This window comes from Candidatus Phyllobacterium onerii (assembly GCF_028331445.1).
GTDB classification, from domain to species: Bacteria; Pseudomonadota; Alphaproteobacteria; order Rhizobiales; family Rhizobiaceae; genus Phyllobacterium; species Phyllobacterium onerii.
Genome location: NZ_JAQMHX010000011.1, coordinates 83,206 through 109,274, shown reverse-complemented (window position 1 = coordinate 109,274; position 26,069 = coordinate 83,206). Strand labels below are relative to the sequence as shown.

The window sequence follows — 26,069 nt, the reverse complement described above, 5'->3', positions numbered from 1 at the left end:
TCATCCTTTGTGGACCGAACTTCGGATGAGGTCAATGTTGGATCTATAGGCCGCTTCGCTTCCGCCTTTGTAAACAGCGGACCCGGCGACAAGTGCGTTGGCGCCAGCCCTTACTGCCAGCGCAGCCGTTTCAGGGGTAATGCCGCCGTCGACCTCGAGATCTATAGGTCGGTCGCCGATCATAGCCTTGATTTTCTTGATCTTTTCCAGCGTTTCCGCAATGAATTTCTGCCCGCCAAAACCGGGGTTGACAGTCATGACGAGGATGAGGTCGACGTCGTTCAGTACATATTCGATGGCGGATTCTGGCGTCGCGGGATTGATGGCAACGCCAGCCTTCTTGCCAAGCGCCCGAACAGCCTGAAGCGAGCGGTGCAGGTGTGGTCCGGCTTCTGCGTGGACCGTGATGATGTCCGAACCGGCCTTGGCGAAGGCTTCGAGATAGGGGTCACAGGGCGAAATCATCAGGTGCGTATCGAAAACTGCGTCCGTCAGCGGACGGATCGCCTTTACCACTTCCGGACCAAAGGTGATGTTCGGGACGAAATGCCCGTCCATCACATCGATATGGATCCAGTCGGCGCCTGCCCGCAAAACCGAGTTTACTTCCGCGCCAAGTTTTGAAAAATCCGAGGCCAAAATGGAAGGTGATATGACGAGCGGACGGCTCATGATCTGTCTCCGGTAGAAATTCTGTGGGCGCCGGTTATCACGCGCGGCTGTATCGCACAATCGAAACTGTTCAGCGAAGTGATCGCCAGACCGGAAAGGGATCGTTATCCGCAGGCGTAGCGGAATAAACGCCTCGTGCTATGGCGCGGGCCATTGTTGAGGCCGCCGCGGCACAAAGGTCAATGAATTCAGCAATTTCCGGCGTTCTGCCGCTGGTTCCGGTGGCGAGGGCGAACACCAGATCACCGTCAAAAGGCGTATGTGCCGGCCAGACTGCGCGGGAGTAACCATCATGGGCGGCAATGGCCAAGCGCTTGGCCTGAGCGCTCGTAAGGATCAGATCGGTAGCGATGACCCCTATTGTCGTATTGGCATCCCGCGCCGCGTCGCTGAACTTGGTCCCGATTTCGGCGGCGTCGGCAGGAAAGGGATGCGGCAGGCCAAGTCCGCCGAACTCGTTACCGATTTCGAAAGGTGCAGCCCAGAAATGCCTGCTTTTTCCGATGGTTACCATACCAAGCGCATTCACCGCGACGAGGGCGCCGATGGTCACGCCACTTTCGAGGATCGACGAGGCTGAGCCCAGCCCGCCCTTCAGCCCTTTGACAGTTGCTCCTGTCCCGGCGCCCACGGTCCCAAGCGTGAAATCACTCGATGCCGACTGCGTTGCTTCATAGCCAAGCTCACGATAGGGCGGGTAATGACCCCACTCCTTGTCGCCGCCATTCAGCAAATCGAAGAGAACGGCGCCCGGGACGATTGGAACACGCTGCGCGCCGACTTCAAAACCAATGCCCTCTTCTCGAAGGGCGGCCTGAACGCCCGACCCGGCATCCAAACCGAATGCCGATCCGCCCGACAAAACCAACGCATTGACCTGCTCAACCGTGTTGTGCGGCTCGAGTAGGTCGGTCTCGCGCGTGCCCGGTGCGCCGCCGAGCACCTTGACTGCCGCGGTTGCCGGGTTCTCGCATAACACGACTGTACAGCCGGATTTGAGTTTGCTGTCGGAAGCGTTCCCGACTTTTAACCCAGCGACGTCAGTGATGAGGTTGCGTGGACCGGCCTTCAACATCAATTAGTCTCCAGCACGAACTGGTTTCCATCGAATTTCTGCAGGCGGTAAGTATCGGCGATGCGCTCGCCTTTGGCATCGAATTGCATCGTGCCAAGCGCAGTTTCAAAGACATTCGTGTGCAGAATCTCCTGCAGGGATCCTGCCTGTGATTGCGCGGTAGTGAGAGCTTGCATTGCCACTTCGGTCGCAGCGTAAGCCGGTATCGTATAGCCTTCCGGCACTTTTCCGGCCAACTCGATGGTATTCTTGGCGTTTCGAGCACTTTCCAGAGTTTGTGGCTCGCGTGGTGCGATCATCAACGTGCCGATGGCGAGCGCGCTGCCATCGCCTGCCGCCTCAAGAGCCTCGCCACTGGCGATGACAAGCGAATAGTTTAGCGCCGCCGCGCTTCGCCCTATGGCTGCAACATCATCGCGTTCACCGCCAACGAAAACTTGTGTGGCGCCTGCGCGTTTCAGCCGGCTGACCAGTGCATTTTGATTGTCGAGGCCGGGGCGATATGTATCGGCAAAGACCGGTTTCAGGCCTTTTTCCTCCAGACGGGCCCGCGCCCCTGCTGCAAGTTCCCGCCCGAAGATCGTGCCGTCATCGATGATGGCAAACGGTTCCGAATGCCACAGACCGGCCAGGATATCACCGGTTTCGTTGGCCTCATTGCGACCGGATGGCGCGGTTCTGAAGACGGGATAAGGCTGATCGGCGCGCAGCTCGGTCAGTGTTTGGGCCCGTATTGCCGGAGTGACGATTGGAATGCCCTTCTGGCTAAGGATAGGCAGAGCGGCCTCGAGCGATTCAGTGCAAAGAAAGCCAATGACTATCGCAACATCCGCCTGAACCAGCTGTTTTGCTGCCGCGTCGCCGCCTGCCGCACTGCATTGGTCATCGGCCGTTGTAATTGATATCGCCTGGCCGCCTTTGTTCGCAGCCACCGCAATCGTCGCACCATCGACAACTTGCGTTCCAAGGCGCGCAAAGGGACCGGAAAGCGGCGCGATAACACCAATCTTGTCTTCCGCATGTGCGACACTTGCGGCAGCTATGCAAAGGCCAAAGGTTGCGGCGCGTATTGTGGGGTTCATTGCGAAAATGTCGTTTCCTCTTTGATGGGTATTAGTTGCACGTTTTCGGTAGCTGTTTCCTTCATTCTTAGCAATCTCGCGCTATATAAAAGGAAGTTATCGTAAAATATGACCTGCCCCTATGGTTGGGACACATGTTGCGATAGTGATGGTTCGGACAACGGAAATAGAATTGTGCTAATTGCCAAAGATCAGAAAATAGAGCCGCTCGCATTTCGCAATGCCATGAGCCATTTTGCCGAGGCGGTTCATATCCTTACCACCGATGGTCCGGCAGGCCGCCGCGGCCTTACAATTTCGGCAGTATGCTCGGTTTCGGACAATCCGGCGACGATGCTCGTGTGTCTCAATCGCAATCATGATTTCAATCATCTGTTCATCGAAAATCAGGTTTTCGCACTGAATACGCTCTCGTTCCAACAGCAGGCGCTTTCCGAAGCCTTTTCAGGCAAGGGCGATCTGTCCCAGCCGGACAGGTTTGCGCTCGGGCATTGGCAGACACTGCAAACCGGTGCTCCAGTGCTCACCAACGCCTTGGCGAGCTTCGATTGCCGCATCATAGCTACACACGAAGTCGCAACGCATTATGTGATCTATGGTAAAGTCACCGCCCTCAATATGGGCGACCCTGGCCGTTCATTGATCTATCTCAATCGCTCCTATCACAGTTCGGGAGACTAGCACCGGAGACGCCATGGCTGAACTGCCGCAATCGATCGAAGAGACGCTGGCGCTGCTCGAGGCTGGCGGATATGTCGCGGACCGTGCGTTGGCGACGGTGCTGTTCCTCAGCTTGCGAATGAAGAGGCCGTTGTTCCTGGAAGGCGAGGCGGGCGTCGGAAAGACCGAGATCGCCAAAGTACTCGCGGCAACGCTGGACCGACCGCTGATCCGCCTGCAATGCTATGAAGGGCTCGACGTTTCTTCTGCTGTTTATGAATGGAATTATGCAGCGCAGATGATCGAGATTCGCCTCGATGAAGCAAGTGGCAAGGTTGATAAGAAAGCCATAGAGCGCAATGTTTTTTCAGAGAAATTCCTGATAAGGCGGCCCGTTCTGCAGGCGCTGTCGGGCAACCCGGGTAAGGCCCCGGTTTTTCTTATCGACGAACTTGATCGAACCGATGAAGCCTTTGAAGCCTTCCTACTCGAAGTGCTGTCGGACTATCAGGTCACGATTCCGGAACTTGGAACGATCCGTGCTGCCGAACCACCAATCGTCATCATAACGACCAACCGGACTCGTGAGATCCACGACGCACTGAAACGCAGATGTCTCTATCATTGGGTAGACTATCCCTCCGCTGCACGGGAACTTGAGATCGTCCGCCGCAAAGTCCCTGCTGCGAATGAACGCCTGTCGGATGAGATCGTCCGGTACGTGCAGAAATTGCGTGATATGGACCTATTCAAGCTGCCGGGTGTGGCCGAAACCATCGACTGGGCGGGGGCCTTGACCGAAATGGACAAGTTGGCGCTCGATCCGGAGACGGTATCCGATACGATCGGTGTTTTGCTCAAATATCAGGATGACATAGCCAGGATTTCCGGCGGCGAGGGGCGGCGAATACTCGATGAGGTCAAGGCGGAACTGAACGCGGCGTGACATGGAAACATTCGCCTCATCACCCGAGATAGCAAGGACGGAAAGCCGCCTTGCGGACAATATCGTCTATTTTGCCCGCACCTTGCGAAAGGCCGGGTTGCGGGTTGGCCCGGCTTCCGTCAGGGACGCGATAGAGGCGGTTTTGGCCGGTGGTATCGGCTCTCGGGATGATTTTTATTGGACATTACACAGTGTGCTCGTCAACCGCCGCGAGGATCATGCGACATTCGATGAGGCGTTCCGGCTTTACTGGCGCTCCCGCGAGTTGATCGAGAAAATGCTGGCCATGTTCTCGCCCGTTGCCTTGGCGCGCGAACGATCGAAGCCAAGGGCTGCCGAAGCTCGCGTGGCCGAAGCGCTGTTCAAGGAAAGCTCGCGCAACCAGTCTGGAGAACTCCCGCCCGAGATCGATGTGGACGCACGTTTGACATTTTCCGGCAAGGAGGTGCTGCGGACCAAGGACTTTGCCCAGATGTCGGCCGATGAGCTCAGCCAGGCGCGCCGGGCGATGGATGACCTGACGCTGCCCGTCGATGAAGTCGAGACGAGGCGTTTCCGAAGTGACCCGAAGGGCGCGCGTATCGATCCGAGAGCGATGATGCGTGCGAGCCTGCGGACCGGTGGTGATCTCATTTTACCAAAATTCCGCTCGCGTCGCGAAGTGCATCCGCCATTGGTCGTGCTTGCCGATATTTCGGGTTCAATGAGCCAATACACCCGCGTTTTCCTGCATTTCATGCATGCGATGATGGCCAAGCGTCGCCGGGTCCACTGCTTCGTCTTTGGCACACGGCTGAGCAACATCACGCGGTCCCTGCGCTATCGTGACCCGGACGATGCGATTGCCCATTGCACGGGTGCTGTACAGGACTGGTCGGGCGGTACGCGCATTGGCGAAACCATGCGGGAATTCAATCGTTGTTGGTCGAGACGCGTTCTCAGCCAAGGTGCGGTGGTGCTGCTCATCACCGACGGACTGGAGCGCGAGAATACGAGCGGCCTGGAAGCGGAGATGGAGCGCCTATCGAAATCTTGCCGTCGGCTGATCTGGCTCAATCCCTTGCTCCGATTTGAAGGTTTTGAGCCACGCGCCCGTGGTGTAAAAGCTATGTTACCCTATGTTGACGACTTCCGTGCTGTGCACAATATGGAGGCTTTGGAGGATCTGTGCCGGGCACTCAGCCGACCGCGCGGTAACGATGACGATCCGAAGCGCTGGTTGCACCAATCTTGAAGTTTGTGGTACTGTCATACAATGCAAAATCCGACTGAACAAATACGCGATCCGTTGCTGATCGCCGAAAGCTGGATGGCCGAAGGCCGCGACGTGGCGATTGCTACTGTCGTTGAAACCTGGGGATCGGCACCACGCCCCGTCGGCAGCCATCTTGTGATCGACGAGGCGGGCCATTTCGAGGGCTCGGTTTCTGGCGGCTGCGTTGAAGGTTCGGTCATTGCCGAAGCCATGGATGTGATCAGCCAGGGCACACCGCGCATGCTTGAATTTGGTGTCGCCGACGAAACCGCCTGGCAGGTCGGTCTGTCCTGCGGCGGACGTATCAAAGTCTATGTCGAACGGCTGGGCTGAGCATGGATCCCTATTGTCTGAAGAAACTCAATGCAGAACGGCAAGCCCGCCGTGCGGCATTATTGCTGACCGATCTCGGCGACGGGCGTGACCGCGTGATCAGGGAGGGCGATCCGGTTGCCGGTCTGCTCGGCGATGCGGTCAAGCAGGCGTTCCTGTCAGGAAAATCGGGCCTCGCCGAGATTGAGGGCCGCTCGTTCTTTCTGAACGTCCATGTGCCGCCGCCGCGTCTGGTGGTGATTGGCGCTGTGCACATCAGCCAGGCCCTGGCGCCGATGGCAAAGATTGCTGGATACGATATGGAAATCGTCGATCCACGTACAGCGTTTGCCACGCCCGAGCGCTTTCCGGATATCAAACTCTTTGCAGAATGGCCGCAGGATATACTGGAGCAGCGACCGCTTGATCCCTATACGGCGGTTGCTGTCGTCACGCATGACCCGAAAATCGATGATCAGGCGCTGGAGCGGGCTCTAAAAGCGGGATGCTTTTACGTCGGCGCGCTGGGTAGCCGCAAGACCCATGCAAAGCGTGTTGAGCGGCTCAAGGCGCTGGGGTTCAGCGAGGATGAGATCGCTTTGATTCATTCGCCTATCGGCCTTGATATCGGTGCCGCCAGCCCCGCCGAGATCGCCGTTGCAGTTATGGCCGAGGTGATCAAGGCATTTCGTGCGAGAGGACTCCAAACCGCGCGGCATCTGGAAAAGACAGCATGATCTTTGGTGAAATTCCTCTCAAGGACGCTCTTGGCGCTATCCTTGCACACTCAACCCATACCGGGAATCTGAAGCTGAAAAAAGGACATGTCCTCAACGAACATGACCTTGGGCAATTGCGCGAAGCGGGCGTGACTCATGTCATTGCCGCGCGCTTGCAAGACGTTGATCTCGAAGAAAACGAAGCGGCCAGACGAATAACTGCAGCATTGCAATGGTCGGGCGTGCAGGCGGGGCCAGCATCGACCGGCAGGGTCAATTGCTATGCCGAAACGGCCGGGCTTTTCACAGTGGATGCTGACTTGATCAATGCCATCAATGCTGTCGATCCTTCCGTGACGATCGCCACGTTGAAAGCGTTCGACAGGGTTGAGCAGCAGCAGATGGTTGCCACTATCAAAATCATCCCTTTTGCCGTTCCTGTGTCTGTAATTGATAGGATCGCGGAGCTGGCGCGTGGTCGCACGGCCTTTGGCGTGCGCGGTTTTGCAGGCTCACGCATCGGCTTGATCCAGACGACGCTGCCGTCAATCAAGCCGACGGTACTCGAAAAGACGCGCCGCGTCATCGAAGCACGGATTGCAGCCAATCATGGAGTTGTGACATCCGAACTGCGCCCGCCCCATGCGAGCAAACCGCTTGCGGAAGCCATACGCAAATTGCAGGAAGCAAATGACTTCGTCGTCGTCTTTGGCGCCTCCGCGGTGGTCGATCAGGACGATATCGTTCCCGCGGCAATCAGGGAGGCAGGCGGCGTCGTTAGTCATATCGGCATGCCGGTCGATCCGGGAAACCTGCTGATCCTTGGCGAACTTGATGAAAAGCCTTTGATTGGCGCTCCCGGTTGCGCAAGGAGCCCCAAGGAAAACGGCTTTGATTGGGTGCTCGACCGGTTGATGGCGCATGTGCCTGTGACCAAGGCAGACATCGTTGGAATGGGTGTCGGGGGTTTGTTGATGGAAATTCCAACGCGTCCGCAGCCACGCGATCCACGCCCGTCGGTGGCGCGGCCCCATGTTGCGATCGCGCTCCTCGCTGCCGGCCAGTCGACCCGCATGATGGGTCCAAACAAATTGCTGGCCACTTTCGATGATGTGCCGCTGATACGCCGCTCGGCTCAGACTGCGATCGAGGCGGGTGGGCGTCCTGTCGTCGCCGTGCTCGGGCATATGGCAGAGCAATGCAGCGCTGCGCTGGATGGGCTCAATGTGATGATTGCCCTTAACAAGGACTATGCCAGCGGGCTAGCCTCATCGCTGCAAACCGCGATCAGGAACGTACCATCGTCGTCCGATGGCGTGATGATGCTTCTGGCCGACATGCCTGCTTTGTCCGTGACCGATCTGCAGGCCATGATCAGGCGTTTTCAAAGCGCCGGCGGTCAATCAGTCGTGAGGGCGACTTTCGAGGGTAAGCGCGGCAATCCGGTGATCCTGCCGCGTATCTTGTTCAATGAAGTATTCAGTCTGGCCGGTGATGTTGGTGCACGTCATTTGATCGAGCGTGGTGATATTCCTGTCATCGATGTGGAGCTTGGCGAGGCGGCTGCCCTTGACGTCGATACGCCGGATATGCTGCATCGCGCGGGTGGTACTATTACCGAGCCCATCCGATAGGAAATTCGCTTGATCAGGTCCTTTATTCTCGGCGCATTGGCGTTCGTTTGCCTTTCGAGCCCCGCGGCGGCATTGCAGCTCGAACCCTACAAAGATGATCTCTTTGCCTATCCGGGTATTTTGAAGACCGGCGACGGTGGTGACTATGTCGTGGTCGATTATAACGAAATGCGGGATATCAACGGTCGCGATCAGGTGCCGGAACGACGCGTCAAACAGAATTACATCTCACTTCAGCCGAAACGTTCGCAAAAGGACCTTGTCGTTACGACAGACAAGGGACCGCTAAAGGTCATGACGGTGGGGAAACTTTCAGGCGCGTCTATCATTACCATTTATCTGCACGGCCAGGGCGGCAATCGCCAGCAAGGCATGAACGACTTCACGTTCGGTGGTAACTTCAATCGTCTGAAGAACCTGATGGATCGCAATGGAGGACTCTATATCACACCAGAATTCAGTGACTTCGGCGACAGGGGCGAAAGCGAAGTTGCGGGTGTGATAGATTATTTCAAGGCGCAATCGCCACAAGCAAAGCTCTTCGTCGCCTGTGGATCGATGGGGGGCTCATTGTGCTGGAAGCTGGCGCAGGATGCCGAAACATCCAAAAACATCTCAGGCCTGATCCTTCTCGGATCGCTATGGGATGAGCACTTCATTGGATCTGCTCCGTTCAAACGCCGTGTGCCGGTCTTCTTCGCCCATGGCAGTCGTGATCCGGTTTTTGCTGTCGAAAAGCAGCAGGCGTTCTACCAGAAGATACGGACATCGGCACCGGGCTATCCCGCGCGGTTGCATCGATTTGAGAGCGGCAATCACGGTACGCCAATTCGCATGACAGACTGGCGCGCGGTACTCAACTGGATGCTGTCGGCCTCCCGCTGACGGACTGGGATGGACTTGTGGCAATAAAGTCCCATTGTGGCAGTTGTGCCACTAGACAAATGATAAAAACCGAATAGTTTCCGGCCTATATCCAGTCCTGCGATAAGACTTTGCGGAGAGAACCATGCGCCTGCCTACCGATATTTTAAGCCGGATTGCCCCCTTGGTAATCCTCATTCCAATGGCCGCATGTTCTACCACCGGCGCACCCAGCATGATGCCGACCATGCCGACTTTTGCGCCCGTACGTCCGCCTGTGAACGCCGCTCTAGCTCAACCGTGCATTGCTGCAGCGTCTTCCAAATATTTCATGGGCGAAAGCAACATCAAGGCCGTCGATGCCGAACCAATGGGTGGCGGCCTAAATCAGGTGCGCTTGAAGGTCGATATCCGCGACGCAATGTGCACCGTTACCGACAAGGGTAAGGTGCGCTCTGTCGTCGACACGATGCCGAAGAGCGCCGATCAGCTCGCTGCCGAAGAGGCCGCCGCAAGGAAGGCGGCCGGAGAGCCGGCGCCAGTCAAGAAATCAAAGAAAAGTAGCTGACATCGTATCCAGCTAGACTTGAACGGCGCGGTCAAAACCGCGTCGTTTTCATATGGAAAGTGTGTCTTGAGGGACAAGAACCTTAAGTTCTCCCGCATGAATGGCAATTTTGACGTCTCGTGGGAGCGGGATCAACTCTCCGTCGATGGTCGCTTTCGCGCTGCGCCGCAGGTGCGGAAAGTGCAACTCAACTTCCTTGGCAAGGGTTTCGTCGACGTCGGGGTTGCGGCGCCATGACCCGGTCAGAACGCTAAACGCCAACTTTATTATTGTGCCAGGGGTCAGGCCTCCGGCAACGTAAACGCCCAATTCGCCGTGGTCGACTTTGTCAGGTACCGGCAAAACGCCGCTACCATAAGGATTATTCGAAATCGAGATAGCGGAAACGGTTCGCTCTGTCGGGGTGCCGTCGATGACCATGCGCACGGCGAAGCGCGGCGGATTGCCCATGGCTTTTGCAAATGCGCGGATGCTTGCAAGACGCTTACCCCAGCGGGAGCGATACTCCAAGGTGTTGCGAAGCTTGATCATCTGCGGCTGGAAACCAATCGAAAACTGATGAACAAAGCTTTCCTCATTGGCGGTGGAAATGTCGACCGCCTGAATGGTGCCGCTGGCGAGGCTCTCCAAGGCTACGTTTAGGTCCAGCGGAATTTTCAAGGCGCGCGCAAAGAGGTTCATAGTTCCGGCGGGTAGTACCGCGAGCGGCACCTTGGCCTTCCAGGCAACATCAGCGGCGGCCGAAATCGTGCCGTCGCCGCCGCCTGCCATCAGAACGTGCTCGCCCGCCTCGGCAGCAACTTTTTGCAATGTCTTCACAATGCTTTTGCCAGCTACAATCTCGCTCTCGAACGTATGGCCATGCTTTTCAAAAATTTCCTTGGCTGTTTCAGTGAACAACTTGATATCCATGGTGCGAAACGTACCGCCATCGCGGTTGAAAACAGCATGGATTTTCATGTTTGATCCTTGATTGGGAGGATGCGGAGTTCGATCAGAAGATGATCAATTGCCCCGACAGAAGCAATGCCTCAACCCTTGTTTGGTTCCCGTGGTCCGACCAGATGAGGGCTTGCAAAGCCAAGGTTTTGGAGAGAATTCTGGATTTCCGGCGCGCTCATGAAGAGCTTCCACAGTAGGCCGCTTCTGTGATTTTCGATCATGGCAATAGTCGGGCCCTGATCTATGGCGAGGTAGGTTCTGGCGAACCATTTTCTGGAAGGCGAAAACGCATCGACGAAACCAAACCTGCCATTCACCTTGCCAAGGGGAAGTGTCAGGAAATGACGCAAGGCGCGCATCGAGAATTCTGGTACGTAGGGCAGGCTGCTGAGAGCCGCAGTGGGCGCAATCAAACCGAAATCTGAACCGGGCGAACTTACCCGGTAGCCTCTCGGACCGTGACTGGAAGATAGGCCCCAGCAATCTTGACCATAGCCGATATAACCATTTGGATTGTGAACGCTGTGCAGGTAGTTGATTTCCGCGTGGCTGCAATTTTGCAACCAGTAGTCGGCGTATTGGTCTATAAGGCCCCGCGGATCCAGACCGCAGAAAGAATAGTGCGCAAAGAACATGGGGCCGCCAAAGTCCGGGCCCAGTGGTAACCTGACGCCGTAGTAGTCTCGCCCATTGATGAAGGCGCCATTTGACGCAAAACCTTCGTGATAGATCTCTGGATCGATACCATGGTCAGGGGAGGCGGCAGCCAGGACGTAAGTGATCAACGCTTCGTTCCAGCCCCGGATCGGCACATTGCGCGCCCAGCCAAATTTTGGACTGTGGTGCCAGTAGAGAACCTTTTCCCCCGGTTTGATGTGGGAATCCCACTGGACCGATCGCCACAGCCGATTGATCCTGTCACGGATGGCGGTGTCTTTGGCGCCGTTGGAGGCAAAATATTGCCGGACACAAATCATTCCTTGAACGAGAAGCGACGTTTCAACCAGGTCACTACCATCATCTAGGCGGGTGAAGGGTACGGTCGTGCCATCCACTCCGTTGATGAAGTGCGGAAAGACGCCTTGATAGCGTTTCGTGCGTTCGAGCGCCGACAACATCTTTTCAATGCGGATCTGTGCCTCATCGCGTGTAATCCAGCCGCGCTCAATGGCAACGAGGATAGCCATGAAACCGAAGCCCGATCCGCCAATAGCGACGAGGTCATTATTTGGATCAGAAGTCCGGCCGGAGCGGTCGCGCGCGAGACCGCTCCGCGGATGAGCGCCTTCCCAGAAATAGCGGAAACTCGCCCGCTGGACTTGTTCCAGCAGGAAATCGTCGCTGTCGTCCGCATGCAACGGATCTTGCAGATCAAGTCTCTGATGCATGGGAAAGGTCGAAATCCTTGTTGAGGGCGTTATGCCGCTGCATATGACAGGTTGCATTGGCGATTTGTCTGATCTCTATAACACCTAGTATGTGTCATGCTGTCTGAGAAGACTGAGATCGAGGTCAGCCAATTAATTTGAGGTGAGGCGTAAGAATGCATCAGAATGAATTTGTTTTCGAGCCGCTTCCGCAACCGACTTTGCGGGTGATCGGCTCTGACAAGCTGTTTCCGGTTCATCGGATTTATTGTGTCGGGCGGAATTATGCTGATCACGCCATCGAGATGGGACATGACCCTGACCGCGAGCCGCCGTTCTTCTTCCAAAAAAATCCGGATTGCCTGCTTACCGATGGCCGCGATTTCCCCTATCCGTCTGCGACGAAAGATGTCCATTTCGAAATGGAAATGGTTGTTGCTCTTGGAAAGGGTGGCTCCGACATTGCCACTGAAAATGCGCTCGATCATGTATTTGGCTATGCGGTTGGTCTCGATATGACCCGCCGCGATCTGCAAGGGGAAGCCAAGAAGCTTGGCCGTCCTTGGGAAGTTGGAAAGGCATTCGAAGCTTCTGCGCCCTGTTCGGCTGTCGTGCCTGCCACACACATCGGTCATCCGGCCAAGGGGGCAGTCTGGTTGAAAGTCAACGGAGCTGAACGACAGCGCGGCGACCTGGACCAAATGATTTGGAAAGTGCCGGAGACGATCGGTTACCTCTCGACACTGTTCACGCTGCAAGCTGGTGATCTCATCTATACGGGCACTCCAGCTGGTGTGGGCGCTATCTTACCTGGCGACGAGATGATCGGAGGTGTGGACGGAATTGGTGAAATACGCGTGCGTGTTGTCTGACGCCGATGTTTTGTCAACGAAATGAAACAGTTGCCTCTGCCAATCTGCAAAAAGCGCAAAATAAATTTCATCGCATTGTTTTCGAAAAGGCCGCAAATATTCCGACGAATAATTCGGTTTTGGCTCAGAAATGGATGTTTCCGCGGGGATTCCCCGTTGTTGATTTTAACTGCACTGGTAGTGTGTCGGCTAAGTTAAAAAAGCTCAAAATTCCGTGAAAGACCTGAGTATTGTCTTTGCTGAAAAATGCTCTATTGAGGAACTCCCTTAGTCATAATTCTGTCACTTAAAGTCACGCTACATGAACCACCGCATTCTTTTTGGCTCCTATCCAATCCCGCGTTTCGCGGGGATTGTCAGCCATAATTTTGTTGTCTGGACCGATGACACCGGCAGGCCACTCTACGAAATCAATGGTGGTGCCGCCCATGCGGATGGCAGTTTCAACTATTGCGCGATTCGCGGGCCCCTGACTGCCGTTGTCACTGATTATACTAAACGCGACCTTGTATATTGTCCTGAATTCTATGTGCGGCCTACGTCGCGCACGACGCTGCTTCTGGAAGGTAGTGTTTCGTCCATTGCGGCGCGTTGGCGTACAGCGGTGGATGTTGCCGAGCGGATTCGGCTGTCCAAGCTGCGTTATTCTTTTCTCGTTCAAAACAGCAATTCTGTTGCGACAGCCATTACTGAAGGCATGGGACTAAAACCGCCATCGGCCGCCGTCGGTCGTGTCAAAGCACCGGGAAGCCATCGCCACCTGGTACTGGATGCGACTTAAGTCGAATTGACCATAGAACCAGTATTCAAATAACAGGTCCAACGTGCTTAATCGACGTTGATGCAGGCGTTGTTTAATTTGCCTTTGTTCTCGGCTCAATCCCGCCATTATTGCAGGGCTAATGACGCCGTCCCAATTTCATGGTGAAATCGAAATTACTTTAATCCGTTTATAGCTTCGGAACCCCTTATGACGTCCATTCCTGACAACGAAAAGCAAACACGCAGGATTGAAGCCCGCGCGCAGTCAAGACTGCCGTGGGGCAAGAAGACAAAATCCGCGTTGTTCGCGTTTTTCGGAATTGCCGTTGCCGTGATCGGTTTGCTGGTTCTGGATCATCTTTCCAGCGGCATTTCGATCCGCGATGTCAAGCAGTCGCTCCATGCCATACCAGGCAGTGTCCTGTTGACTGCGCTATTCTTTACATTTGTGAGTTTCGCAGCCGTTGCGCTCTATGATGTGGTTGCTGTCGAAACGATCGCACCGGGGCGGGTGCCTTATCACATATCAGCCATGGCAGGTGGTGCGGGATATGCAATCTCGAACGCTCTCGGGTTTTCCCTGCTTACCGGCGGTGCACTTCGCTATCGGGTCTATGCTGCAGAAGGCATCGATATTGCGGATATTGGCCGGATTATCGGTACCTCCTGGATGGCGATCTGGTTTGCTTTCACCATCCTGATTGCTGTCGCCCTCGTCATTGATCCCTCACGGATACCCTGGATATTATCGTTCGGACCGGTTCTCGATCAACTGATCGGTATATTGGTTCTCCTTGCTGTGGCGGTCCTGTTGTACTGGCTTTCTCGCCGCGAGCGCACGCTTAACATCGGCCGGCTATCTGTTCGCTTGCCCTCGTCGCAGGGCGCCCTGCTGCAGATCTTGGCCGGTCTGGTCGATGTGGCTGCGGCGGCTGCGACGCTCTATGTCCTGCTTCCGGCAGGCTCTGTGAACAGTGTTCCTGCGTTTGCTCTTGTCTATGTGGTCGCTGTTGCTCTTGGTATCATCAGCCATGCACCCGGTGGCATCGGTGCATTTGAAGCAACTATTGTTGCGGGCCTTGGGCTGGGGCAAAACCCCGACGCCATAGCGGCGCTTGTCGCATACCGCGTCATCTATACCCTCATTCCGTTTCTGGTAGCGATAGCGGGTTTCGTCGTTTCTGAAGTCTTGCGCCGCCGCCATCTCATCGCCGGTCCAACCATTTCCGCTGTGCGAATGTTTGAGCCGCTGATCCCGCCACTCTCGGCTGGTATCGCCTTTCTTGGCGGTATCGTTCTGCTGATTTCCGCAGTCATTCCCGATCTTCACCACCGGCTAGAAATGCTTGCTGACATATTGCCGATGCCGTTTCTGGAAATGTCTCATCTTGGCGCGAGTTTCGTCGGGTTGGCCTTGTTGATCGTCGCGCGGGGCCTCGCACGCCGTCTCTGGCGCGCCTGGTTCCTTGCGCTGATCCTCTTCAGCTTTGGGGCGATCTTCGCACTGACCAAGGCCCTTGCCTGGGAAGAAGCGCTCATGCTTGCCTTGATGGCAGGCACGCTTCTTCTGTTTCGCGATTCATTCTATCGCAAACCGCTGGGGGAACATTTCAGCTTGTCCTGGGGCTGGCTGGCCAGCGTCGGCACAACGGCGTTTGCCATTCTCTGGCTCGGTCTTTTCGCCTATCGGCATGTCGAATATGCGAATGAACTGTGGTGGGAGTTTGCATGGGATGCGCAGGCATCGCGTTTCCTGCGCGTCTCCGTACTCATCCTGACCGTTCTCGCGGCGATAACGATCAATACGATCATCAATGGCGTCGGCCGGAGCAAACTGCGCGCTCAGCCCATTCCCGAACAAGTGCCCGATCTCGTTGCTATGTCCCCGAGCGCTTCAGATGCGCTTGCCTTGCTTGGTGATAAGCGCTTCCTGATGGATCCCCAAGGCAAAGGCTTTGTCATGTATGCCCGTTCGGGCGGGAGCCTGGTTTCAATGGGTGAGCCAGTGGGCAGCGATGATGTGATCGCCGATCTGGCCTGGGCTTTTCGAGGACTGGCAGATCGCACCGGCACTAGAACGGTATTCTATGGCGTGGGTCCGGAAAGACTGCCTCTGTTCCTGGACATGGGCTTGACCGCCCTGAAGCTTGGCGAAGTCGCACGCGTTGATCTCAGCGATTTCTCGCTTGAGGGCTCCAAGCGCCAGCCCTTGCGGTATGCCGCCCGGCGCCTGGAAAAGGAGGGGATCAGCTTCGAAATCCTTCCAAAGGGCCAAACCGCGGATATCATGGATGAGCTTCGCGCCGTGTCCGATGCCTGGCTCGAAATGAAATCTGGTTCCGAGAAGCGTTTCTCGCTTGGTTCGTTCGAAAATGCCTACCTTTCACACTTTGACATTGCAGTCCTGCGCAAAGAAGGCGCGATCGTGGCCTTTGCCAATGTGTGGCGCGGTGCAGGTAATCAAGAAATTGCCGTCGATCTGATGCGGCATGTGCCTGATGCATCCAGCGTCATCATGGATGGGTTGTTCGCCAATCTCCTGATGGCTGCGAAGGACGAAGGCTACCGCTGGTTCAATCTTGGCGCTGCGCCCCTGTCAGGCCTTTCCGATAGCCATCTGGCCTCCCGGTGGAACCGTATCGGTTCATTTATCTACCGCCGCGGCGCTGAATTTTACCGGTTTGACGGACTGCGCGCTTTCAAGGATAAGTTCGGCCCGAAATGGACTCCCTATTATCTGATTTGCCCCCCGGGCCTCGCGACACCTCGTTCGCTGATCGATGCGACAAATCTGGTGAGCGGCAGCCCCTTCGAGGTCTTTAAACGATGAAATTCATTCGCAGGCCCTACCTCTTCGCCATACTTGCACTTGTTCTCGTTAGCGTGGGTCTCTCCGCAACGCTCCATTTTTTCCCTCGACTTGGTTTCGGGTCTTCGGGCGGCCGAATCCTCATTTCGTCCGAGCGCCTTAACGACGTCCCGCTGTTGAAACCGTCTGGCAAGCCGACGGGTATTGCCATCTTGGTGTCGCAGAAAGGTGGACTTGGCACTGATGACGAAACCTTGACGAACCTGCTGCTGGATCGCGATTTTCTCGTACTGACGGTTGATCTGGAGAAATGGCGCAAGGAACTCGATCAGGACACGGGTGATTGCACCTATTTTGTTTCCGATCTTGAAGGCATAGCAAAGGAAGCTCAGCGCCAGATTGCCATCGATACCTATATGCATCCGGTGGTTATCGGTATCGGCGAGGGTGGTGTCATGGCTTACGCGTCGATGTCCGATGCACCGGCCGCAACGCTTGCCGGTGCGGTTTCAATCGATCCATCAGTAGCGCTCAAAACGAAGCTCCCCTCGTGCGAAGGTGCGGACTACGAAGCCGTTCCGGGCGAGGGGTTCAGCTACTCCTATGACGCCGATCTACCCAATCCGGCGACGATTGTGCGGGAGAAGCCTGACACTGATCCCAAGGGTCCTCCGAGTGCCGGATTTTTTCTAGCGCAGGAAAAAATTGGTGCCACCAAAGCTGAGCGGTTTGTAATAGCGGCTGATGCAGCAGTCGATATTGCCAAGGAAGATGCTTCAGCGGAGGCCTTACCCACCATCGACGTTCCTGCCGCTGATGGCCAGGCTAAGTACCTCGCGGTATTCTTCTCGGGCGATGGCGGCTGGCGTGATATCGACAAGTCCGTTGGCGATATTATTGCGAAAAGGAGTGTGCACGTCGTCGGCGTAGATTCGCTCCGCTATTTCTGGTCGCTGCGCAAACCGGAAGACATTGCCAAGGACATTACGAGGATTGTCGCCAAGGCTGACCCCTCCGGCAAATTGCCCGTGGTTTTGCTCGGCTATTCCTTCGGCGCCAATACGATCCCGTTTTCTTGGCCCTTTCTACCGAAACAGTTGCAAGATCGCATCAGTCTTGTCGGCTTGATCGGCACGGAAGAGACCACGCCGTTCCAGGTTTCTGTTGGTGCGTGGCTTGGCTTGGGCGGCGATAATGAGGTAGCGCCGGCGGTTGCGAAGCTGCCGTTGGACAAGGTCCTATGCGTTTATGGTTCGGAAGAGGATGACACGGCGTGCACGGCTCCATCGCTTTCTGCAGTTCAGAAGATCGAGCTTGCCGGCGACCATCACTATGATGAGAAATATGAGATGCTTGCTGGCAAGCTGATGGAGGCTGTTGCATCGCGGCAGCCAAAGTAACGACCATGTCGTGGCCTCGGCTTCTGTCCGTGGGCCGCGACGCTACATTTCGCTCAATCCGCTAAAAACCAGGCCTGTCACGCTTTCCTTTGCCGAAGCCTTGATGGTGGCGATTGATGCGCTAACGCGATTTACGTCGACCTGCATATGGCCTTGCGCGATTTCCAGTACGGCGACGCTGCACCGCATCAGTGGGAATAGACGTTCGCCGCCCGTCCTGTCATGGGCGAGGATAACACCAGCTGCGCGGTCTTCCGGGCTGTAAAGTTCGCGGACTTTGACGCTGAAATCCAGCAACAGTTGTGTCAATACTGGTTCCAGCTCGCCGCGTGTTCCCCCTGTAATGCCGACGAAAAAGTCATCGCCACCGACATGGCCCAGGAATTTATCTTCTCCGACGAAATGGTGTCTGAGCAAAGAGGCGAAAAGAGCAATGGCGAGATCGCCCTTCTGAAAGCCATAGTGATCATTGAAGGGCTTGAAATTGTCGAAGTCGAAATAGCAGAAATAGCGCGCGTCGGAGCCGTCGCGCATGACATCCTGGACATAGTCGCGAATGGATCTGTTACCCGGAAGGCTGGTTAGCGGATTCTGGTCCTGGGCCGTCTTGAGTAGCTTTTCATTGATGATTTTCAAAAGCGACGAAGCTGAGAGCACGCCCGCATAACGCAGATTTTCTGTCAGGATCACGCAATCGCTGCCATTCATGCCAGCGAAGATTTTAAGCATTTGCTCCGCAGGCGTATTGATATCCGCGATGGGTGCCCCGGTGACGAAGTGCGCTATCCCGCGCTGATAAATGCGGTTCTTCAATAGGTCACGACCGAATGGGTGATAGATTTTGCCCTTGACATGATGCTCATGCAATACGCCGCGTGGCTCGTCATTAGCACCGAGGATGGGAAAGAAGCTTTGTTGCGGGTTATTGCGGAAAAGCTCGAAAACCTTGTCGAGATCATCATTTTCTCGCACGGCCGGCAGGCGCTGTACCTGCGCTCTGATCAGGATGCTGTCCAGCGTTGTCGTCTGCCTGCGCAAGGATCCCGCCTGTTCGAGATGAGGATACGAATCCTGCAGTTCGCCAAAATGCGTGGTAGGGCGTGCGATGAAATATCCTTGCACCAGATCACAGCCAAGTTCCCGGCAGATTACGAATTCTGCTTCGGTTTCAACCCCTTCAGCGATGATCCTGGCGCCAAGCATATGCGCGGTCTGAACGATCTGTTTGACGATGTGCCGTTTGCGCGGTGTAGAATCCAGCTTTGACACGAAATGGCGATCGATTTTGACATAGTCCGTTGCGTAGTCGCAGAGCAGCTTAAGGCCATTGAAGCCGACACCAAAATCATCGATGGCCAGCTTGAAGCCGGAATGACGCAGCTTTTTGATGAGTTCAGAAAATGCCGGATCCTGCGCGTTGTCGAAGCGTTCGGACAGTTCGAAGCAGATTGAGGAGGGGCGTATACCCGCTTTGGTTAAATGATTGGTGAGTCGTTCCACGATACCGGTACCGAGGCCAATGAGCCTTGCATCCATGTTGATAAAGAGCATTCGCTGGTTATAGCCGGGCAGTCCGCCGAACTCGGCAAAGGCGCGACTGTTGACCATTTGCTCAAGCTCCAGCAATTGATCGACGTCGTGAGCTTTGTCCAGGAGCTCCAAGGGTGATTGGAAGCCCAGTCGGTCATAGCCACGCATCAACGATTCATAGCCAAATGTCGCGCCGCTTGCAGCTTCAACGACGGGCTGAAAGGCGGTTTCAATAGCTAGTTTTGCGAGTGTAACGAGCTGATCATCGCCAAAACGACGCAAAACCAACATTTCCGCTGGACGAAAACTCATGGGAAAACTCCGGGGAGGGGATAATCATTTAGATGTATATTTTTCCCTGACCCTTCAATTTTTCGTTTCCCAAGTATGACAGTTTTATGAAGTTATGGGCTGCGGCGCCCGGCAGTCGACGCAACCGGAACGGCGATGCAGGCCTATTTCGCCATGCTCGACGCAGATGCTAGATGATGCTTGTTGCCCAGAACCAGCAACTCTTCAAAATGATTCATGTCCGTGAAGCTGCAAAAGGCGGGTGGGTGAATTTCGATAATGGGCGTTGTCCTCACAAGATAGAGGAGGCACTCGTCCAGTAGCTTTTGCCAGGCGGGAAGGCGGTCATCAGTCAGCCATTCAACGGGATAAGCGAAGGTGATATGAAAGACATAGGCATCGTGATCCGGATGGCGGTAGCCGAACGGAACGGCGAGTGCGTCGCGCCATTTCTTTATGACAGCTTCGTCTTCCGAAGTAGCCCCGCTGACGGTCAGACCCACAGGAGTAACGTCGATCACCTTGATTCGGAACGACCCGAGGCTTTCGAATTGTCTGAGCCGATCCAGGTACAGCCGTGTCATCTCGTGAATGCCGGTATTGAGAGGAATATCCAGCGGCCAATATGGCAGCGCGCGACGATATTCGATGATCCCCTGAAACAACGTCATGTGCAGGCTGGACACAGGCGTGAATGTCAGTTTGCCAGAATCGGGCATCGATAGCATTCGGTCTCGCACCTCAATCACAGCGCGCTCTGAGGCTGAGCCGTCCACCAGATGACAGACAACGGTATTACCCGGTTCCGGCAGGAAGGTTCCAATCACATCATAGCGTGTTCCCAAATGTCGAGGAATGTCGAAATTGGTGCTTGCGGCGTATCGGGCGAGGGACGGTTTGATGGATTGAGACATACAAATTCCATAGCATGCAGTTCGCATTGAGCGCCTGCGGTTCGGTAATTAGCAGCCCGTGCGAATCGCACAGTGAACCCCAATTTGCCCGGTGTATTTGTCAGCGAGATGAACGCAATCGGGTGCAGCAAAAATCGCTGGTGCATGCCACTCGGCAAGCCTTCCGGATGCGATATAAGTTGACAATTTTCATCATAAATGATTATCGGAAAGCAAGGTGTAGCTGTCCAAGCCGCATGCTCATAAAACGGAGGTCGCCATGAAATTCTCTTTATCATCCTTGGCCGGAGTTGTGGCATTTGCCGCAGGTCTTGCCGGCTCAACAATGCTGGCAACGGCACAGAGTGAGTCGGAAGGCATTGTTGTCTACAACGCACAACACGAAAGCCTGACCGAAGCCTGGGCGGCTGGCTTCACCAAGGAAACGGGAATCAAGGTAACTTTGCGCAACGGTAGCGATATGGAATTCGCCAACCAGCTTGTCCAGGAAGGAGCAGCTTCACCTGCGGACGTATATCTGACGGAAAATTCACCAGGTATGGCGCTCGTCGACAGCGCTAACCTCTTCGAGCCTCTAAATGCGGATATTCTCGCACAGGTGCCCGAAAATTATCGCCCGACCAATGGTCATTGGGTCGGTGTTGCAGCCCGCTCCACCGTTTTCGTCTATGACAAGAACAAGCTGACCGAGGACAAGCTGCCGAAATCGTTACTGGATCTCGCAGAGTCCAGCTGGAAAGGCCGTTGGGCTGCATCACCATCCGGCGCTGACTTCCAGGCAATTGTTGGTGCACTTCTCCAGCTCAAGGGCGAAGAAGCGACTGCTGCATGGCTGAAGGCGATGAAGGAAAATTTCACGCCCTACAAGGGCAACAGCACGGCCATGAAGGCCGTCAATGCCGGCGAAGTCGAGGGTGCAGTTATCTACCACTATTATTACTTCGGGGATCAGGCCAAGACCGGAGAGAACAGCAAAAACATCGCCTCACACTACTTCAAGAATGAAGATCCGGGCGCATTCGTAAGCGTCTCGGGTGGCGGCGTTTTGGCCTCCAGCAAGCAGAAGGAGCAGGCACAGGCATTCGTAAAGTGGGTTACCGGCAAAGGCGGCCAGGAGATCCTGCGAGACGGCACATCCTTCGAATATGCCGTAGGTGAGGGAGCCACATCCAACCCCAAACTGGTTCCGCTTGCTGACCTGCAAGCCCCTAAAGTCGAGCCGTCGAAGCTCGATAGCAAAAAGGTCACCGATCTGATGACCGCTGCTGGTTTGCTCTAGCCGTAATACACTGGTCGAGCTAACAGTTCGCCAGCGACATCCCCGGCGCTTCTTTCGGGGATGTCGTTCAATTCCAAGCAGCTACAGTCAGTTGTTGACTGAACTATAGCTGCAACAATGAAAGCAATTTACTTTGCCGCCAAGCCAGTCACTTTACCAGCCAGGCGACCTTCTCCAAGCTTCCCACCCGCTCAACCGGCGCCGTTGGATGTCGAATGCGCCTGTGGTTCTGGCAGCAGCGATCGTTTCGCTTGTCTCACTGCTGCCCGTCGGGTTTGTCATCTGGATCGGCATACAGACTGGCTGGGAAACCGCCTCGGCCCTGATTTTCCGCCCACGGGTGGGTGAGCTTCTGATCAATACCGCAATGCTGGTGGCGGTCACGATACCGATATCCATCATCCTTGCAGTTACGCTTGCATGGCTCACGGAGCGCACCGACTTGCGCGGAGCGCGCATCTGGTCCTGGTTCGCAGTAGCACCACTTGCGGTCCCAGCTTTTGTGCAAAGCTATGCTTGGGTTAGCCTGATACCCGGCCTGCACGGGCTTTTCGGCGGTGTTCTGGTGTCGGTTTTGGCATACTTTCCATTCTTGTATCTACCGGTTTCCGCCCAGCTCCGCCGGCTGGATCCGGCAATCGAAGACGCCGCCGCTTCGCTGGGCAACGATCCATGGCGTGTCTTCTTTTTCGCAGTATTACCCCAATTGCGTCTCGCTATTTGCGGGGGCTCGTTGCTCATCGGGCTTCATCTCCTTGCCGAATATGGTCTCTACGTCATGATACGTTTCGATACGTTCACGACGGCCATTGTCGATCAGTTTCAGTCGGCCTTTAATGGTCCCGCAGCCAATATGCTCGGTGGCGTGTTGGTCGTTTGCTGCTTCGGCCTTTTGGGCCTTGAAGCACTTTTGCGAGGCAATGAACGCTATGCCCGGGTCGGCTCGGGCGCTGCACGCGATCCGATTAAACAAAGATTGGGCTTGCTAGCGATACCCGCCTTTCTGATTTGCCTGATCACAGCCGGGCTGTCTCTCGGCGTTCCATTCGTTACTCTCACCCGTTGGCTGTCTCTCGGCGGCATAGGCAGCTGGCGCTTGGACCTGATTGGCACGGCTCTTGGCCAAACTATTATATTTGCGGTTGCAGGTGCTCTCCTGACCACGACCATCACCGTGCCAATGGCTTGGCTTTCAGTTCGCGCGCCGGGCCGTTTTCAACGGATTATGGAGGCGTGCCACTACTATGTCGGATCTCTGCCGGGAGTGGTGGTGGCATTGGCACTGGTGACCGTAACCGTACGCGTCGCGCTTCCTCTGTATCAGACAGTGTTCACGCTGCTGCTCGCCTACGCCTTGCTGTTTCTTCCCAGGTCGCTCGTTGGCTTGCGCACCAATATTGCGCAGGTGCCGGTCGAGCTTGAGCAGGCAGCCATGGCGCTTGGACGGTCACCCGCGCAGGCAGTCAGGCAGATTACCATGCGCCTTGCTGCTCCCGGCGTTGCGGTCAGCATGGCGCTGGTCGGCCTGGGAATAACCAACGAATTGACGGCGACGCTGATGCTGGCACCAAACGGCACCCGGACGCTTGCGATGCAGTTCTGGTCGCTCACCAGCGAGATTGACTATGTGGGTGCGGCACCCTACGCGCTTATGATGGTGCTCTTGTCCCTGCCCATGACGCTTCTGCTTTATGCACAATCGAAGAGAATGGGCGGACGATGACATTTTTAACGGTCACCGGCATTAGCAAGCGCTACGGCAAAGTTGCCGCTCTCGACGATGTCACCATCGATGTGCCGGCGGGCAGTCGCACTGCTGTCGTGGGCTCCTCCGGGTCTGGAAAAACTACGCTGCTACGTTTGATCGCTGGGTTCGAAGTACCTGATACCGGTCGGGTCGTGTTGGACGGAAGTGTTCTGGCGAACGGACCGGCCGTGGTGCCTGCACATCGTCGCAGTATAGGCATCGTCGCACAACATGGTGCCTTATTTCCGCATTTGACTGTCAGCGACAACATCGGGTTTGGGCTCGAACGAAATACTCCGCAACGCGACAAACGCATTCTGGCCCTGATGGATCTGGTTGAACTCACACCGGCGATGCGGGATAGACGTCCGCATCAATTGTCGGGAGGTCAGCAGCAGCGTGTTGCACTCGCTCGCGCACTGGCCAGACAGCCGAAACTAATGCTTTTCGATGAGCCGTTTTCCGCTCTGGATGCGGGTCTCCGCGAAGGTATCAGGACATCGGTGGCCGAGGTGCTGCGTACTCAGAAGATCACCGCCATATTGGTTACCCACGATCAGGCCGAAGCTCTCTCGTTTGCTGATCAGGTTGCCATTTTGCGGGAGGGCAAGCTTCTGCAAGTAGGTTCACCCGAAGATCTCTATATGAATCCCCGCGATCCATACACTGCCGCCTTTCTGGGTGACGTCATCATCCTGGATGCCCAGCTCAACGATGGCTGGGCCGTTTGCCGACTCGGCCGTATAGAAACCAGTTCACTTCACTCAGGTCCTGCGAAGATCATGCTCCGGCCGGAGCAGGTGGTTCTTTCTCCGGTCTCTGCTGACACCAACGATGATACGGGTTTTTACGGGAATATCACCCGGACTGAATTCGGCGGTGCTTCTTGTTCTATCGCCATTTCACTGACTGATCCTAGTCATGGCAAGCCGGATAAGCCTTCGCTGGTGATCAAGACGACAAGTATCAATTTGCCCGCGGTTGGGAGTCGTGTTCAGATAGTCGTGCTTGGTAAGGCACATGTCTTCGAATAAACACAAGTGCGAGATCTGGATCCATGGGCAATTTATTCAGCTGGTTGAATGAACCGGCGGCCTTCAGCGGCGATGCCAACGAACTCCACCTTGCGACCAAGGAAAAGACCGACTTCTGGCAGCAGACGTTTTACGGTTTCAAGCGTGACAATGGCCATGCCTATTTGACGCCGGTTAGTGGTGATTTTACAGCCAGCGTTACGGTTTGCGGTGATTATCAACAGCTCTACGATCAAGCGGGATTGATGCTGCGCATCGACCCGCACCATTGGATCAAGACCGGTATCGAATACACGGATGGACTGATGCATTTCAGCGTTGTCGTCACTAACGGCACGTCAGATTGGTCTGTCATCCCCCTTCATGGTTCGAGTACTAAAGATGAGATAAACGTGCGATTGACGCGTCACGGGGACGCAGTGCGCGTGCAGTTCTCGCTCAACGGTGGAGCATGGCAACTAGCCCGTCTGGCCCCATTTTCATCGGGTGACGGTTCAGTAGGTATCATGGCGTGCTCACCCGAGAGAGGCGGTTTCGAGGCGACGTTTCGCGATTTGACTGTCGGTTCTGCGATTTCGCGCAATCTTCACGACTAGCTTCCAAACAGTTCCGGGCGTTTGTTTCTGAGATGCAAGAGCATTTTGCCCATCTGGGCTATATGTGCTTCCATCGTCTTGGCGGCCTTGTCGGGATCCTTGTCGGCGATGGCAGAGATGATCGCCTCATGCTCCGCCAAAGTCTCGATCATCCGGGTTTCGTAGTGAAGCAAAAGTCTTCTGACGCGATCGATCTGACTGCGTTCCTTTGAAGCGATCTCACGCAACCCCACTAGTCCTGCGGCATCGCAAATAAGATCATGCAGCGCCTCATCGAGTTCGTAGAACTGTTCGAAATCCTGTTTGTCGGCGGCCTTGCGCTGACGTTCCAGATTTTGCCGAAACCCAGCGATGGTTTCAGGTGTTGCACGCTCTGCAGTGCGGCGAATGGCGGCTGTCTCGAGCGCGACGCGGACGAACTGCGCCGTTTCGATCTTGTCGAGCCATAGTCGTGCGACGAAGGTTCCTGTCTGCGGATAGATCTCAACAAGGCCCTCATCCGCGAGCCGGTTTATTGCATCGCTGACCGGGGTGCGGGAAACACCTAATTGCACCGCAACAAGCTCCTTGCGAATGGTTTCGCCCGGTGACAATTGCGACGAAATGATCGCCTGTCTCAATATTGTATAAACTTGGTCCTTGCGCGTGACCGAGACAACTTTTTGCTCTTTGAAGTTTCTGCTCGGAGAACGAAGCTGCAAGTTCAGACCCCCATTGTTTCTCTGCGAAAATCCTGTGA

Annotated in this window: 24 protein-coding genes; 16 read left to right on the top strand and 8 right to left on the bottom strand. The window is 55.5% G+C overall.

The window, feature by feature from the left end:
• From rpe to PHA01_RS22250, 3 genes are all read right to left on the bottom strand, one after another.
• Positions 1–672 (bottom strand): ribulose-phosphate 3-epimerase, encoded by a 672-nt coding sequence (gene rpe / locus PHA01_RS22260; RefSeq protein ID WP_271898532.1) that lies wholly within the window; start codon positions 670–672, stop codon positions 1–3.
• Positions 673–742: 70 nt separating this feature from the next.
• The gene (locus PHA01_RS22255) at positions 743–1,747 is read right to left on the bottom strand and encodes a P1 family peptidase (RefSeq protein ID WP_271898531.1); all 1,005 of its coding nucleotides are present in this window, start codon (positions 1,745–1,747) and stop codon (positions 743–745) included.
• Positions 1,747–2,829, bottom strand: a complete 1,083-nt coding sequence (locus tag PHA01_RS22250; RefSeq protein ID WP_271898530.1) for a branched-chain amino acid ABC transporter substrate-binding protein — start codon at positions 2,827–2,829, stop codon at positions 1,747–1,749. The genes PHA01_RS22255 and PHA01_RS22250 overlap by 1 nt, the downstream gene beginning before the upstream one ends.
• A gap of 225 nt (positions 2,830–3,054) precedes the next feature.
• Between PHA01_RS22250 and PHA01_RS22245 the strand changes: the two genes are divergently transcribed.
• The 8 genes from PHA01_RS22245 (at position 3,055) to PHA01_RS22210 (ending at position 9,787) form a co-directional block, all read left to right on the top strand.
• Positions 3,055–3,510 carry a flavin reductase gene (locus PHA01_RS22245; protein WP_271898554.1) on the top strand — a complete coding sequence of 152 codons (456 nt, stop codon included), beginning with the start codon at positions 3,055–3,057 and terminating at the stop codon, positions 3,508–3,510.
• A 13-nt stretch (positions 3,511–3,523) separates the two neighbouring features.
• Positions 3,524–4,435: an AAA family ATPase gene (locus tag PHA01_RS22240; protein WP_271898529.1), complete on the top strand. Its 912-nt coding sequence runs from the start codon at positions 3,524–3,526 to the stop codon at positions 4,433–4,435.
• A 1-nt stretch (position 4,436) separates the two neighbouring features.
• Positions 4,437–5,669, top strand: a complete 1,233-nt coding sequence (locus tag PHA01_RS22235; RefSeq protein WP_271898528.1) for a vWA domain-containing protein — start codon at positions 4,437–4,439, stop codon at positions 5,667–5,669.
• Positions 5,670–5,690: 21 nt separating this feature from the next.
• On the top strand, positions 5,691–6,023 hold the full coding sequence (locus PHA01_RS22230) for an XdhC family protein (protein ID WP_271898527.1): 333 nt from the start codon (positions 5,691–5,693) through the stop codon (positions 6,021–6,023).
• A gap of 2 nt (positions 6,024–6,025) precedes the next feature.
• Positions 6,026–6,739 carry an XdhC family protein gene (locus PHA01_RS22225; RefSeq protein ID WP_271898526.1) on the top strand — a complete coding sequence of 238 codons (714 nt, stop codon included), beginning with the start codon at positions 6,026–6,028 and terminating at the stop codon, positions 6,737–6,739.
• The gene (locus PHA01_RS22220) at positions 6,736–8,355 is read left to right on the top strand and encodes a molybdopterin-binding/glycosyltransferase family 2 protein (RefSeq protein ID WP_271898525.1); all 1,620 of its coding nucleotides are present in this window, start codon (positions 6,736–6,738) and stop codon (positions 8,353–8,355) included. Before PHA01_RS22225 ends, PHA01_RS22220 begins: the two co-directional genes overlap by 4 nt.
• A 9-nt stretch (positions 8,356–8,364) precedes the next feature.
• Positions 8,365–9,240: an alpha/beta hydrolase gene (locus PHA01_RS22215; protein WP_417021011.1), complete on the top strand. Its 876-nt coding sequence runs from the start codon at positions 8,365–8,367 to the stop codon at positions 9,238–9,240.
• 124 nt (positions 9,241–9,364) lie between these two features.
• Positions 9,365–9,787: a hypothetical protein gene (locus PHA01_RS22210; RefSeq protein WP_271898524.1), complete on the top strand. Its 423-nt coding sequence runs from the start codon at positions 9,365–9,367 to the stop codon at positions 9,785–9,787.
• A 48-nt stretch (positions 9,788–9,835) separates the two neighbouring features.
• On the opposite strand, the gene PHA01_RS22205 is transcribed toward PHA01_RS22210, so the two are convergent.
• Together PHA01_RS22205 and PHA01_RS22200 are read right to left on the bottom strand one after the other, a co-directional pair.
• Positions 9,836–10,747, bottom strand: coding sequence for a diacylglycerol/lipid kinase family protein (locus PHA01_RS22205; RefSeq protein ID WP_271898523.1), 912 nt, complete (start codon positions 10,745–10,747; stop codon positions 9,836–9,838).
• 71 nt (positions 10,748–10,818) lie between these two features.
• A complete protein-coding gene (locus tag PHA01_RS22200; RefSeq protein ID WP_271898522.1) occupies positions 10,819–12,117 on the bottom strand; it encodes a glucoamylase family protein in 1,299 nt (432 codons plus the stop codon).
• A gap of 155 nt (positions 12,118–12,272) precedes the next feature.
• Between PHA01_RS22200 and PHA01_RS22195 the strand changes: the two genes are divergently transcribed.
• The 4 genes from PHA01_RS22195 to PHA01_RS22180 all read left to right on the top strand — a co-directional run bounded on the left by PHA01_RS22195 (position 12,273) and on the right by PHA01_RS22180 (position 17,939).
• A complete protein-coding gene (locus tag PHA01_RS22195) occupies positions 12,273–12,968 on the top strand; it encodes a fumarylacetoacetate hydrolase family protein (RefSeq protein ID WP_271898521.1) in 696 nt (231 codons plus the stop codon).
• 301 nt (positions 12,969–13,269) lie between these two features.
• A complete protein-coding gene (locus PHA01_RS22190; RefSeq protein ID WP_271898520.1) occupies positions 13,270–13,749 on the top strand; it encodes a hypothetical protein in 480 nt (159 codons plus the stop codon).
• A 189-nt stretch (positions 13,750–13,938) separates the two neighbouring features.
• Positions 13,939–16,560 (top strand): bifunctional lysylphosphatidylglycerol flippase/synthetase MprF, encoded by a 2,622-nt coding sequence (mprF, locus tag PHA01_RS22185; RefSeq protein WP_271898519.1) that lies wholly within the window; start codon positions 13,939–13,941, stop codon positions 16,558–16,560.
• Positions 16,557–17,939, top strand: a complete 1,383-nt coding sequence (locus tag PHA01_RS22180; protein ID WP_271898518.1) for a virulence factor family protein — start codon at positions 16,557–16,559, stop codon at positions 17,937–17,939. The genes mprF and PHA01_RS22180 overlap by 4 nt, the downstream gene beginning before the upstream one ends.
• A gap of 42 nt (positions 17,940–17,981) precedes the next feature.
• Here PHA01_RS22180 and PHA01_RS22175 read toward each other — a convergent pair whose 3' ends face one another.
• Together PHA01_RS22175 and PHA01_RS22170 are read right to left on the bottom strand one after the other, a co-directional pair.
• The gene (locus PHA01_RS22175; RefSeq protein ID WP_271898517.1) at positions 17,982–19,781 is read right to left on the bottom strand and encodes a GGDEF domain-containing protein; all 1,800 of its coding nucleotides are present in this window, start codon (positions 19,779–19,781) and stop codon (positions 17,982–17,984) included.
• A 143-nt stretch (positions 19,782–19,924) separates the two neighbouring features.
• Positions 19,925–20,674 (bottom strand): DUF1868 domain-containing protein, encoded by a 750-nt coding sequence (locus PHA01_RS22170; RefSeq protein WP_271898516.1) that lies wholly within the window; start codon positions 20,672–20,674, stop codon positions 19,925–19,927.
• A 259-nt stretch (positions 20,675–20,933) separates the two neighbouring features.
• Between PHA01_RS22170 and PHA01_RS22165 the strand changes: the two genes are divergently transcribed.
• The 4 genes from PHA01_RS22165 to PHA01_RS22150 all read left to right on the top strand — a co-directional run bounded on the left by PHA01_RS22165 (position 20,934) and on the right by PHA01_RS22150 (position 25,330).
• A complete protein-coding gene (locus PHA01_RS22165) occupies positions 20,934–21,953 on the top strand; it encodes an iron ABC transporter substrate-binding protein (RefSeq protein ID WP_271898515.1) in 1,020 nt (339 codons plus the stop codon).
• A 208-nt stretch (positions 21,954–22,161) separates the two neighbouring features.
• Entirely contained in the window at positions 22,162–23,676 is a 1,515-nt protein-coding gene (locus tag PHA01_RS22160) for an ABC transporter permease (RefSeq protein WP_271898514.1), read from the top strand.
• A complete protein-coding gene (locus PHA01_RS22155; protein WP_271898512.1) occupies positions 23,673–24,734 on the top strand; it encodes an ABC transporter ATP-binding protein in 1,062 nt (353 codons plus the stop codon). Before PHA01_RS22160 ends, PHA01_RS22155 begins: the two co-directional genes overlap by 4 nt.
• A gap of 23 nt (positions 24,735–24,757) precedes the next feature.
• The gene (locus PHA01_RS22150; RefSeq protein ID WP_271898511.1) at positions 24,758–25,330 is read left to right on the top strand and encodes a DUF1349 domain-containing protein; all 573 of its coding nucleotides are present in this window, start codon (positions 24,758–24,760) and stop codon (positions 25,328–25,330) included.
• On the opposite strand, the gene PHA01_RS22145 is transcribed toward PHA01_RS22150, so the two are convergent.
• Positions 25,327–26,031: a GntR family transcriptional regulator gene (locus PHA01_RS22145; protein ID WP_271898510.1), complete on the bottom strand. Its 705-nt coding sequence runs from the start codon at positions 26,029–26,031 to the stop codon at positions 25,327–25,329. The two genes, PHA01_RS22150 and PHA01_RS22145, sit on opposite strands and share 4 nt — an antisense overlap.
• Positions 26,032–26,069 lie beyond the last annotated feature (38 nt).